The 12,660-nt window shown below is 51.2% G+C and carries 12 protein-coding genes; all 12 read right to left on the bottom strand.

What is annotated here, in order from left to right; translation table 11 throughout:
* Positions 1 to 1,218: 1,218 nt before the first annotated feature.
* Positions 1,219 to 2,109 carry an ABC transporter permease gene (locus tag F456_RS0108480; protein WP_018976585.1) on the bottom strand — a complete coding sequence of 297 codons (891 nt, stop codon included), beginning with the start codon at positions 2,107 to 2,109 and terminating at the stop codon, positions 1,219 to 1,221.
* Positions 2,106 to 3,326 carry an extracellular solute-binding protein gene (locus tag F456_RS0108485; protein WP_018976586.1) on the bottom strand — a complete coding sequence of 407 codons (1,221 nt, stop codon included), beginning with the start codon at positions 3,324 to 3,326 and terminating at the stop codon, positions 2,106 to 2,108. The genes F456_RS0108480 and F456_RS0108485 overlap by 4 nt, the downstream gene beginning before the upstream one ends.
* 13 nt (positions 3,327 to 3,339) lie before the next feature.
* Positions 3,340 to 4,398 carry an ABC transporter ATP-binding protein gene (locus F456_RS0108490; protein WP_018976587.1) on the bottom strand — a complete coding sequence of 353 codons (1,059 nt, stop codon included), beginning with the start codon at positions 4,396 to 4,398 and terminating at the stop codon, positions 3,340 to 3,342.
* 31 nt (positions 4,399 to 4,429) lie between these two features.
* Entirely contained in the window at positions 4,430 to 5,254 is an 825-nt protein-coding gene (locus F456_RS0108495) for an ABC transporter permease (RefSeq protein ID WP_018976588.1), read from the bottom strand.
* A 122-nt stretch (positions 5,255 to 5,376) separates the two neighbouring features.
* On the bottom strand, positions 5,377 to 6,486 hold the full coding sequence (locus tag F456_RS0108500; protein ID WP_018976589.1) for a LacI family DNA-binding transcriptional regulator: 1,110 nt from the start codon (positions 6,484 to 6,486) through the stop codon (positions 5,377 to 5,379).
* Complete coding sequence (locus F456_RS0108505; RefSeq protein WP_018976590.1) at positions 6,471 to 7,223, bottom strand: glycerophosphodiester phosphodiesterase; 753 nt, start codon at positions 7,221 to 7,223, stop codon at positions 6,471 to 6,473. Before F456_RS0108505 ends, F456_RS0108500 begins: the two co-directional genes overlap by 16 nt.
* Entirely contained in the window at positions 7,220 to 8,491 is a 1,272-nt protein-coding gene (locus tag F456_RS0108510) for a CehA/McbA family metallohydrolase (RefSeq protein WP_018976591.1), read from the bottom strand. The genes F456_RS0108505 and F456_RS0108510 overlap by 4 nt, the downstream gene beginning before the upstream one ends.
* Entirely contained in the window at positions 8,488 to 8,958 is a 471-nt protein-coding gene (locus F456_RS0108515; RefSeq protein WP_018976592.1) for a hypothetical protein, read from the bottom strand. The genes F456_RS0108510 and F456_RS0108515 overlap by 4 nt, the downstream gene beginning before the upstream one ends.
* Before the next feature lie 310 nt (positions 8,959 to 9,268).
* A complete protein-coding gene (locus F456_RS0108520) occupies positions 9,269 to 9,586 on the bottom strand; it encodes a spore coat protein (RefSeq protein ID WP_018976593.1) in 318 nt (105 codons plus the stop codon).
* A gap of 13 nt (positions 9,587 to 9,599) precedes the next feature.
* A complete protein-coding gene (locus F456_RS0108525; protein WP_018976594.1) occupies positions 9,600 to 9,794 on the bottom strand; it encodes a terminase large subunit in 195 nt (64 codons plus the stop codon).
* Between the two features lie 1,052 nt (positions 9,795 to 10,846).
* Positions 10,847 to 11,671: a carbohydrate ABC transporter permease gene (locus F456_RS0108530; RefSeq protein WP_018976595.1), complete on the bottom strand. Its 825-nt coding sequence runs from the start codon at positions 11,669 to 11,671 to the stop codon at positions 10,847 to 10,849.
* Positions 11,664 to 12,593, bottom strand: a complete 930-nt coding sequence (locus tag F456_RS0108535; RefSeq protein ID WP_018976596.1) for a carbohydrate ABC transporter permease — start codon at positions 12,591 to 12,593, stop codon at positions 11,664 to 11,666. Before F456_RS0108535 ends, F456_RS0108530 begins: the two co-directional genes overlap by 8 nt.
* Between the last annotated feature and the right edge of the window lie 67 nt (positions 12,594 to 12,660).

Genomic DNA, 12,660 nt, shown 5'->3' on the forward strand with positions numbered 1-12,660 from the left:
TGGGCACTATAAACGCTACTTGGCATCAGTCGCACAGGCTCTTATTCTTTTGCAGCAAGAACTCAACCTCTGTTAATAAAGAGCCTGTTAAGCTATTCAAAAAGTCTAGAAAGTGTAAGCTCCAGTGATACAAACTGCGATAGTGTAGACTCAGACTGCGATGGTGCAAACTACGATAGTACAAACTGCGATAGTACAAACTGCGATAGTACGAATTTGATGATGCAAACTACAAACTAAGATGGTTTAAGCCTTTATAATGCATACTTCGACGTTATCAGCTGGGACAGTATAAACTTCAATGATACAAGCTGCAAGCTGCGAGGATACAAGTTGTACTTCATACAATATTTTGCTCAAAAAAGAGTCGATTAGAGGCCTCAAGCTGCATTTTATACAACATTATGAGCTGATTATCCTTATTTTCGTTATTCCAGTACATAAAATGCTGCATTTTGTACAACTTTGAGCTGCAAAGTGACACTCGAAGCACAAGAATGCTGCATTTTGTGCAACTTCGAGCTGCAAAGTGACACTCCGAGCACAAGAATACTGCACTTTATGCAACTTCGAGCTGCAAAGCGATACTCCGAGCACAAGAATACCGCATTTGCACAACTTCGAGCTGCAAAGTGACACTCCGAGCACAAGAATACTGCACTTTATGCAACTTCGGCTCGCAACGTTACGTTGACGCTTCGGTAGCGTAAACCCCAAATCAAACTAAAAATCAGCAAATTAAAGCCCTTATACTGCCTTTCCGACAACATAAGCCAACCAGTCGACTCGAGACCAGCCTATACCTCACTACCAACCCGACCCATACCCCACCACAAACCCAGCCCATACCCCACATAAACCCAGCCCATACCTCACCACAAACCCGACCCATACCCCACCGTAAACCCGACCCATACCCCACCACAAACCCGACCCATACCCCACCACAAACCCAGCCCATACCTCACCACAAACCCAACCCATACCTCACCACAAACCCAACCCATACCTCACCACAAAACCAACCCATACCTCACCAAAAAGGCCGCCTGCCGTAGAGAACTCCCCTTCCCCACCCAAAACAAAAAAGCGTGCTCCACATAAGAGCACGCCTTATCTCATACCTCATACCTTCAGAACACGTCTTAACTCAAAACTCATGTTTTCAAAAAAACCTCATTACACACCTTGCGTTTTAGAAAAACCCTCAACCACCACTCACATCTTCGCTTTCTCTTCCTCCGCCATCGAGCGAATATAGAACGCACCCAATACGGAGCAGAGCAAGAACGAGAAGAACGCAATTGCCGCAGCTTGTTCTCTTTCCTGGAATACGCTGAATACCTGCTGCATCGATACGCCCAGCATCTGCGGGGAATTCGGGCCGATCAGGTATGGAGCGGTGAACGAACCGATAACGCCCATGAAGACGAAGGTGATCGCGACCAGGAAAGTCTTGTACGACAGCGGGAAAATGAATTTTGTGAACAGCGTCAGCCGTCCGACACCGACGTCTTTTGCGCTTTCGATCACGGAAGACGGGATACCGGCCAGCGCGGAGCTGAGCAGCATCGTCGTGAACGGGATATTGAACCATAGGTTCGCGATAATGATCCCTTTTTGATCGAAAATAATGCGCGGCAGTTCAAGTCCGACGAGACCGATCAGCCGGGCCAGCCAACCGTGGTTCCCGAGCAGATTGATCAGCCCGTACGTTGCAATAACGCCGGGAATGAACAACGGGATCATGTACGTTTTGCGAATCAGATTGACAATGGGTCCCTGGTTGAAACGCATGTAGATCGCCAGAGAATAGCTGACCAGCATCACCAGCACGCAGGTAATCACCGTCACCCGAAGGGTAAAGATAATATTGCTGCGCATGCCTTTGTCGGTGAACAAATACGTGTAACGACTGAGATCATATCCTCCCTCGCCGTTGCTTAAGCTGAGGAAGAAGGACTGAATGATCGGGATAATGACGACGACCAGCAGAATGGCGAAGGAGGGGAGAACCATCGCCAAGCCCAGAAGCGACTGCTTCGTTTCCGGGCTGATCGTTTTTCTTCCGGACACTTTGCCCGCATCAATTAAGCTTTTGGAACTCATTGCGCGGCGACGTCGCTCTGCCAGCGTTTATTGATTTCGGTGCCCAGATCCCCGATGTTGAACGTACGGAAGCCGTCGGCTACGCCGTCGAACTTGTCCTGCATCTCCTGCGGCATGTTGGACAGCTCGATGCCCGGGAAGCCGTTCATCTTCTCTACGATTACCGCCTGTGCTTCCGGCGACAGCACGAAGTTTAGGAACTCGTTGATCGCTTCTTTCTTCGTCGATTCGCCGTTAACCATCAAGTAAGTCGGACCGCCGTTGAAGCCCGGTGTAATCTGCTGCATCTTGATCGTGTCCGGCAGCAGTCCTTCGTTCAGCTGCTGCAGTACCATGTCCGACCAAGCCGGAATGATGGATACTTCGCCGTTCATCAGCAGATCGAGCGTACCTTGGTTCTTTTTCGGGTAAATGCCTTGTCCGTAAACGAACGGCCCGATCTCCTTCAGCGTGTTGAAGCCGGACTCCCACTTCTCCATAACGGAAGGATCGGAGTTGTGAATGTCTTCTTCCGGAAGGTCTTTGTAGACGATCGTCTGGACAAACGAGCTGCCCGATCCGCCTGTAGAAGGGTCATTGTAGGCAAACTGCTCCGGATTGGCTTTGATCCAGCTCAGCAGCTCGTCCAGCGTAGTCGGCGGACTGCTTACTTTGGTGCTGTCATAGGCAAGCACAACGGCCGATGAACGGTACGGAATTGCATAGTTGTCCACATCCTTCATCGTATCGGCGCTGACGTTGCTTAGATTCGGAATATCGCTCTCGCTGACCTGCGACCAGATCCCGTCTTTGGTCCCCTGCGCGACATATGTAATGCTGTCTTCGTACAGATCGATATCGCCTGAACCTTTACCGGCCTGCTTAGCGGCTTTGATCCGGTCATAGGTTGGCTCAGCGCCGGTACCCGACGGAATGTAAACCATGTTTACGTCGATCTCCGGATGCTCTTCTTCGAACATCGGCTTCAGCGTATCCCACAGATCCTTAACATTCTGCGAGCCTGTAAAGTAGAAGTTAAACGACGTGGTCTCGCCCACTGCTGCGGCTTTTCCTTGCCCCGATCCGCTTTGAGCGGAAGCGCTGGTGTCACCGCCGCTGCCGCATCCGGCGAGCAGGGACATCGACAATCCGGCCACACCTAATAGGGTAAACAATGGTTTTTTGAATACCGGCATTTTGAACATAGGTTTCTTGAGCATAGGCTTCTTAAAAGACATCATGATCATCTCCTCAGTTCGTTTGGTTGTTCGGGAATACGGTCCATTTGGTCATCGAGACGCCGACTTCTTGGCCTGCATGCAGCTGCTGTACAGCTTCCTTGCTCTGAAAAGCTCGAATGATGCCGAATCCGTTCAGCTCTACGGTCACTTCGGCGTAATGCCCCAAAATCATCACCTGTTTGATCCGGCCTGTCAGTCTGTCCTCTTTGTCCTTTCTGTCCTCGCCTGCCGCCATACTGTCGATCTGTACGTCTTCCGGCCGAACGGCCGCCGTTACCGGGCCTCTCTCTTTCCGTTCATTCGGCAGCCGAAGACCTCCGATCCGGATGCCTTCTTCTTCCGCCACCCCCTCCAAGAAATTCATCTTACCGATAAAGCTGGCGACATATAATGAAGCGGGCTCATCGTAGATCTTGTGCGGCTCCGCGATTTGTTCGATATGACCGTGGTTCATGACGATGATCCGGTCGGAGAGCGACAGCGCTTCTTCCTGATCATGCGTGACGAAAACCATAGTCAGTCCTGTCTTCATCTGGATCTCCCTCAGCTCTTCGCGCATCTCGTGCCGCAGCTTGGCATCGAGTGCGGAGAACGGCTCGTCCAGCAGCAGCACCGCCGGATTGAGCAGCAGCGACCGGGCCAGTGCGACACGCTGCTGCTGACCGCCAGACAATTCAGCCGGGTACTTTTTCTCAAAACCTGAAAGGCGGACCAGCTTAAGCACATCGTCTACCGCCGCGCGAATTTCCGCTTTCGGCTTTTTGCGAATTTTCAGACCGAACGCCAGATTGTCGTAGACAGACATATGCGACCACAGATTATAACTCTGGAACACCATCGAAGTTGGCCGCTTTTCCGGAGGCAGCTGAATGACGCTTTTGCCTTCGATCAGGATATCGCCAGAATCAGGTTCCAGAAATCCCCCGATGCTGCGCAGTACGGTCGTTTTTCCGCAGCCCGAAGGACCGAGAAGGGTGACCAGTTCGCCTTTTTCGATATCGATATTGATGCCGCTGACTCCGTCACCGGTCTTGTAGCGCTTGCTTAATTTGCGTACGGACAATTGCATGGTTCTGCCTCCTATTGCGTAATCTGCTCACTTATTTCACTTGGAAGCCGCTTGCCAGCACATCCGCACTGACCAGCCGCTGCGCGGCAACCAGCAGAATGATGGTCGGCAGCGTCAGAATAATGGAGAACACCGCGCCCGCGCTGCTTGGGAAATCGGAAATGATGGAGTACATGACGATCGGCATCGTTTTGAAATCGGGAATGCCCACCAGGAACGTTCCCTGTGCTTCATCGAGCGAATTCAGGAACGTGAAGATCGAAGCGACCGTGATGCCCGGCATCGCCATCGGCAGCGTAATGCTGCGGAACACTTTGAACGGACTGGCACCGACATCCCGCGCCGACTCTTCCTGAGCCCGGTGAATGCTGCGGAAAGCGGAAGTCGGAATCCACGTCATGAACATCAGCACGTTGATCATATGGATCAGCACAACGCCGAGCAGCGTATTCATCAGTCCGATCTGATAGAACAGCACGGCGATCGAGACATAGAGACCCATTTTCGGAAAAGCATGCGTCAGCAGAAACGAGAACAAGAACATCCGCTTCAATGGAAACTGGAGTCTTGCAAACGCGTAAGCTGCAGGAATGCAGATTACGATAGACAGCAGGGTGACCAGGGTCGCAATCAAGAATGACAAGGAAATTGATGAGACGATATCGTCTTTTGCCAATACAAAGTCCCACCATTTCATCCCCCACTGCTGAGGCAGCGCATTCGGGTAATTCCACCTTTCACTGAAAGCCAACACCAGCAGATTGAGCAGCGGACCTGCGAAAAAAACGGCAAACACAGTCAGCAGGACAAATTCGATAATCCGTCGGGAGCCTACATGTTTCCAGTACCAGAGCATGATTCTTCCTCCTTGCGTTTCATTCCTAAGCCTAATCCTTGAGCTTCATTCCTACGTTTAATCCTTGAGCTTCATACTTGAGCTTTATACTTGAGCTTCTTCCTTACGCTTCACTCCTAAGTTCACTCCTGCATGTCTTCCTTGCATTTCGTCGATTGACGAACGATCACTTCACTCTCGTATTCGATTAGCCTCGGTACACCTTCTTCGCCGCCGATCAGCTTGTCCAGAATCGCCACCGCGTCACGGCCGATGCCGGCTGCGTCTACACTTACGGTCGTCAGCGACGGATGATACATCCTCGCCGGGTCCGTATTGTCATACCCCATGACCGCGACTTCCTCCGGTACGGATACGCCGTGCTCCAGCAGTACTTTCATCGCACCGAGCGCGAGCATATCGTTGGTGCTGAACAAAGCGCTGTAACCGCCTCTGCGGAATTCCTCGTAATGTTTCTCCATCAGCTTTCTGCCGAAGTCGAAGCTTGATTCCGGCGACTTTGCGATCCGGACATAGCCTTCGTCATTTCGGACACTGTCTTTGCCATTTCGAATGCTGTCATCTGGTTCTTGATCAGGCTCCGCGCCGCAGGGAATGCCCAACTGCTCCAACCGTCTGCAAAATCCGCTCAGCCGCAGCGAATGGCTTCGATGTTCACCTGGTCCGGCGTTAATCCAGAACCGTCGGTGTCCGCATGCGTACAGATGCTCTGCCGCCCGTTCCCCGCCGACTTCATCGTTGCTCACGAGATGCACCACATCGGGATCTTCTGTCGAACCGTTGACCATCACGTAAGGAATATTGAATTTTTTGACGTAATCAATCACGTTCTTGCGCAGTCGGCTGACCAGAATCAATCCGTCTACCCGCTGTTCCAGCATGTAATCCATAGAGCGAAATGACATCTCACGGTCGGTTTTCAGAAAAATAGAGTAGCCTAATCCTTCTGCGGCCATCAGAATTTCGTCGATAATTTTCCCGTACAAAGTATGCGAAACGATTGGCAGTTTGTCACGGAACACAATCACTCCGATGTTGTGGGTCCGCTTGGCCACCATCGCACGGGCGACAGCACTGGGTCTGTAATGAAGCTTCTCTGCTGCTTTGAGCACACGTTCCCGGACGTCAGGACTTGCGTAACCGTTGCCGGAGATGACCCGCGAAGCCGTTGATTTCGATACGCCGGCCAGCTGTGCCAGCTCCCGCAAACTGTAATTCAGCTTGGTCTCCACTCCATAATCTCCTCTGCCTGGTTCATTTCTTCCCGGACGGCTATCAGAGCCGCCGGGTCCCGCGTGGTGATCGAATTGACTCCCCATTGTGCCAGACGCTTCATGTCTTCCGATTCCGCAACCGTCCAGACGTAAACGTCCAGATTATATCGCTTTGCGTTCTTAAACATCTTGGGCTGAACAGCCTGATAAGGCACGTTAATGCCAAAACACCCGGCCACTTTCGCCTCTACACATGCGTGCTGAACGGCTTCCTCGTAGCTCAACGTTCTGAAACTTTCGATATCCACATTAAGCAGCTTTCGAATATCGCTCCCCATCCGCTGCGCCAATGCCGCACGCTCGTATCCGCAGCCGCTGAGGAAGACTCTATCTTCCATCTCCATGCGGCGGACCAAATCGTATGTCGGTTCAAGCGCATCGTCCGTTTTCATATCGAGGTTCATGGTCTTCCCCGTTGTGCGAATCCAAGTCAGCACGTAGGCAAGCTCCAGAATCGGAGAAACGGAAGCGTGCTTCAACTCTTCCAATGTCATCTCTGCCAGGCTGCCATGGCGTCCGCTGCTCAACAGCACTTCGTCGTCATGAGCCAGCACAGGTACCCCGTCCCGGGTAAGTCGAATGTCGTCCTCGTACACGTCCGCACCGAGCTTCAGTGCGGCGCACAGCGATTCAAGCGAATGTGCGGAATGACCCATACAGCCGGTATGTGCGGTAATCAGCGGGAATGATCTCATCGGCTTGTTGCTCCTTCCTCATATTCGAAATAGATCGCGTTGGTAAAAGCAATTCTCACATAAACGCCGCGCATATGACCCCATAGTTCGGCGCGCAGCCACTTGCGGGAAAGCTTGTCGGTGGGATGTGGCAGTTTGGCTTCAAGCCTCATTTGCTGTGCCTGATTCTGAGTTTCGGTCTTGATATGACCGCCATGATCTGAAGCCGACTCCTCCGCTTCCGCCGAGACAGGTACAGGCACATCCAGACTCAGCTCTTCGCCCAGATTGGATTGCAGCTTCAGCTTGAACGTCTGCTCGGGCAGCGACCATAATCCGGCACGTACCGAGAAGTCCAGCAGCAGGTCGACCGAGATCAGTTCGTTCGCTGCCGCGGTCGTCCCGCTGTGTTCCTCTGCCTGACCCGCTGCCGGAACGACAGATCCGATTCGATAGCTTTCGCCGCCGGCATTAAGCTTCATAGTCAGCAGTGGCCCGATCGTTACAGATGCACGACCTTCGCGCAGCGCTTGGATCAAGCGGTCTTCCAGAGAGACAGATGCAGCGAAGCCGTCTGCTGCATTCTTTTCCGATTCCGTGTCCCGCGCCTTTTCTGCAGCGCAGCTTCCGTTTCCGGCAGGCGTCTCTTTGCTTCCACTATCTGTCCTGCTACCGCCTGCCTTTTTGCCGTCTGCCGTTTCCTCGTCAATCTCCAGATAAGTCACGGATATTGGCTCGTCCGTCTCCTTCTGTTCATGCCAATCGCGTCCCGAAGTGGCTGCGATCCGATAACCTTCGTTCAGCTTGTCCGTCCACAGATCGAAAGCCCGCCGGTTGTTCGTCTGAATCGATGGGAACGTGCCGGACCAGACTTCGATATAATCGACCGCGTTCCAGTCATCGATCTTGTATTCCCAGAAGCATCCGGTGCAGGCGGGGCTGCCGATACGAAACGGATGGGCCAGACCCGCGATGCCGCCGAGCCGGTGCACCTCTGCGATCCCCTGATCGATATCGTCCAAACCTGCCTGCCGCCAATCGGCAAACTCGCTCAGCCCGATCGTCACCATGTGACCGTAGAAAGTCGTCCATTCCATACCCGGAATAATGGTCAGCCCGTGTTCTTGTTCAATCTCTTCTTTGCCAACCAGACCAGACATTGTATTGTGATCGGTCAGCGCAATGACATCGAATCCGAGTCCGGCTGCTCCTGCGGCCAATTCCCCTAATGTCTGTCTGCCGTCGCTGTGCAGCGTATGCGTATGCAGTTCGCAGGCGAACCAGGTCATGCCGATTCCTCCTTTTCCGATGCCCAGATCTGCAGTCGGTAATCGCAGATTTCTGTAACGATGCAGTGCAGACTGAGCGTCACGCTCCACGATCCCGCAGTCAGCTCGCCGGCCATCAGTCCGGGAGACGCTTCTTGCCGCGAGAGGAACAATTCCTGAAGCGGATCGTGACGATGACATGCGCCGCGGTATCCCCGGGCATCGTCTAAAGACACAGTAATCAGGTTATTCAAAGGCAAATGCCGATCGGTATGTTCAGCTGCGTATTCCCGATGTTCCGGCAGTATGTATAAGTCATAACTCTCCTTAAGCAGTGCAATCGCACGCTCGCGGTTCTCCAATTTTTTCGGTGCATATTGAAACCGCAGGTTCAACCGTTCACAGTTCTCGCCCAATTCAAAAGGAATGCGGATATGCGTCCGGGATTCTTCCGGCGTTACGCATCCTTCGGTGTCCAGAAGCTTCATTGCGTCTTCCCGCCTTCCGTTTCTCACTGTGTGGGACCGTTCCCACATCACACCACCCATGTTAACGAGAAACAATCAGAGCCGTATCAGTATCATGTTAATCTTCTGTAAATGGCAAAAAGGCCGATCTTCTATTAAAAGAAGGTCGGCCTCTGACGAATCAATTGTCAAACGTGTATACAATTCGGACTTATCGTTTCCGTATATTCTGAATGGTTTACCGTTCGCTTTATGGTTTACCGTTCACTTTGAAACAAAAAGAGACTCGCTACTCCTCACGGAGAAGCGGGTCTCTCGGACAACTCGATTCTTACTTTGTTTCAACCAGATTGCGCGCGATCTCCGACTTTTTCACATCATGCTCAATCTGCTCTTCGAGATCGTAAGGATGATACATCTCATTCTCAATCATGTAATCGGCGATTTTCTGATGCGTTTTGATCGCCATATCCAGCTGCGATTTCAGCACTTTACGAACTCTCGGCGAAGCCGCTTCTGTCAGAGCCACCGCATAAGTACGTACCGCCGTTTTGGCAGACAGCAGCATATCTGTAGCGATTGCCATATCGTCCATTGGAGTTACCGCTTTAACCAACGTTTCTTTTGTCATCGATTTAGGTGTCGTCATCTCTATTACCTCCTCAGCTCATCAAAAGTGTTTTCAGTTCGTCGATTGCTTGTGTGGAATTTTCGATGTCTTCTTCAATCAATGCCTTCAGGTTGTCGTCTTGAACCAATCCCGACATTGCTACCGCTTTGGTGACACAGGATGTCTTAAGAATTACAAGTTCATGTACTTCGAGTTTCTCGTGCAGAGCCAGTTCCTTCGTCGCCATCTTGAAGCACCTCCAGTTGTTATTGTTCTATTGATTTTGTACCCCGTCAGGCGAAGGCTAAACGAATTTGAAATTTATGTTTAATCCTTTTGATTTTACGTTTTAAAACCTGCCAATTTGGATAAGTACACAGTTTGCCCGCTCTTTTTTTCTCCCGATTAAAAGACTTAAGTGCTAGCTTCGAGTTAAAAGGCTTAAGTGTCAACTTCGAGTTAAAAAGCTTAAGTGCCAACTTCGAGCTATTGCCGCATCCAGACCCTTCACGGAATGACTTGGCAAAATAAGTGCAGTCGTGCAACTAATTTATTCAATTTGCCTGTTTTAAGCGAAATAAGTGCTGGAGTACACTTAATTGCCCGCTTCCCCTCTCTTTTTCTGCTTTTCACCCAAATAGTTGTACTGATGCACTTATTCCTCTTATAACCGTAAAATATCGAAAAATAATTGCATGAGCGCACTTATTTCACACCGCAGCTTGATATGTCCTTGAAAAAGCAGGCTCAAAACCGATTTGCCCCTTTTCGCCACCTCTTCTCGCTTGCTCTTGCTCTTACTCTTATTCTTGCTCTTGCTCTTGCTCTTGCTCTTGCTCTTGCTCTCATTCTTGCTTTGTTTCTTATCCCTGCTTTTGCCTTTACTCTTACTCTTACTCTTACTCTTACTCTTACTTTTGCTCCTTCATCTCTCTTCCCGCTTCCCTTGCTCTAAAAAACAAAAAAGCTGTCGAGATTTCTCGACAGCTTAAATCCTTCCCACCCCTTCACCTTCAAACGGTGAAAGGACCCTACTCTTGCGCTCTTATGCTTTTGTGTTCTTGTGCTTTTTCCCTACTGGAAACGATAGGTCGGAAGGGATGGGGTCAGTGAAGGAACTGCAGACTTTCAGAGAAAGTCACATCGGAAGCATAGGCTATAGTGTTCGCCTTTGAAAATGGGAAAACTCACTATTAGAGTCCAATCGAAGTTTCCCGTTTTCAACACGCGACCGTAACGACACCATCCCGCACGCCCGCCCATGTTTCCCCAAAAATACAAGCTGCAGCGAGAGCAGGGTTATTTCACCGACCCCACCATTCCCGCTACAAAGTGCTTCTGCATCAGGAAGAACACCAGCGCTGTCGGAATTGTCGACAGTACGATCGCCATCATGATCAGGCCGTAATCCGGCGCGTAGCCCGAACCGAGGTTCGAGATCAGCAGCGGAATGGTCTGGTTCTCCGGCGACTGAAGGATAACGAGCGGCCACATGTAGTTGTTCCAGCTCGCCATGAACGTGATGATCGCCGCTGCGGCATAAGTCGTTTTCATCGTCGGCAGATAAATGCGGAAGAACAATCCCAGCTCGGACAATCCGTCCATCCGGCCGGCTTCCAGCAGTTCACGCGGGAACATCTTGGTGCTCTGACGGAAAAAGAAGATCAGGAACGCCGTTGTAAACGTTGGGATCACGACCGCCGCCGGCGTATCGATACCAAATGTCGGGAAGAAGTTCGTAATCTGCCCGAACATGCGATACAGAGGCACCATCAGTGCAGCAAACGGAATCATCATCGACAGCAGCAGAATGGAGAAGACGATATCTTTCGCTTTGCTGCGATAAACTTCGAATCCGTAACCTGCAAGCGATGCGATCAGCATAGCGAGAATCGTCGTCGAAATCGAGATTTTGGCCGAGTTGCCGAGCGCATTCCAGATATCGACGCTGTTCGTAAGATTGCGCAAATTGTCCATCAGATGCGCACCTGGCAGCAGTCGTCCGCGTGTGACGTCAACCGACAGGTTGGTCGCGCTGACGATCATCCAGAAGAACGGGAAGATCGAGACAAACGCCGCGAGACAGAGGAAAGCATACATGGATACTCTTTTCGCTTTATGCATTTCGATCACCCGCCACTTTGAATTGGATAAAGGACAGTACCACGATCATGATTACGATCGAATACGATACGGTTGCCGCGTAACCGAAGTCCGACGAATATTCGAACGACAGATTGTAAATGTACTGCGAAATGGTGGTCGTCGCGTTGCCCGGACCGCCTCTTGTAATGTTCATGACCTCATCGAACAGCTGCAGCGTACCGATTGTCGAAGTAATCGACGTGAACAGAATGATCGGCTTGAGCAGAGGTACAGTGATGCTGAAGAATTGACGTACTGCCGATGCTCCGTCTATCCGTGCCGCCTCATAGATCGATTGATCGATATTTTGCAGACCCGACAGATAGAAGATCATGTTGTAACCGGTCCAGCGCCATGTAATTGCGATAATAATCGTAACTTTCGCCCAGAACGGATGCGTGAGCCACTGAATCGGTTCGCCGATCAAGTGGATGTTCAGCAGGAAGGCATTGACCAGTCCATCCGGTGCAAACAAGTACTTGAAGACGATCGAATATGCGACCAGCGATGTGATGCAGGGCAGGAAAATCGCGGTGCGGAAAAATCCTTTGAACTTTAGCTTACGATCGTTTAGCAGCACCGAAATAAAGAGTGCGAAAATGATCATGATCGGAACCTGGAACAGCAGATAGATAAATGTATTGCTGACAGCGCTCAGGAACATGGTGTCCGTGAATAACCGCTCATAGTTGGCGAGTCCGTTGAATTTCAGGTTCATGCCCGTCCCGGTCTTGAACGACAGGATCAGGGCTTGGATCATCGGATAGAAATAAAAAGCGGCGATCATCAGTACCGCGGCGGCGATAAACAACCAGCCGACCAGTCCCGATTTGAAGCGGCGGCTCCGGCTTGGCCGGAACGTATTGGAGCCTGAACCGGCTGCGGAATCTGCGGTCTTCATCCGGCATTCCTCCTTGAATTGGCATGGCGGAACAACCCCCGCGCTCACGGTGTGCTTTCAAACTTGG

The organism is Saccharibacillus kuerlensis DSM 22868 (genome assembly GCF_000378145.1).
GTDB classification, from domain to species: domain Bacteria; phylum Bacillota; class Bacilli; order Paenibacillales; family Paenibacillaceae; genus Saccharibacillus; species Saccharibacillus kuerlensis.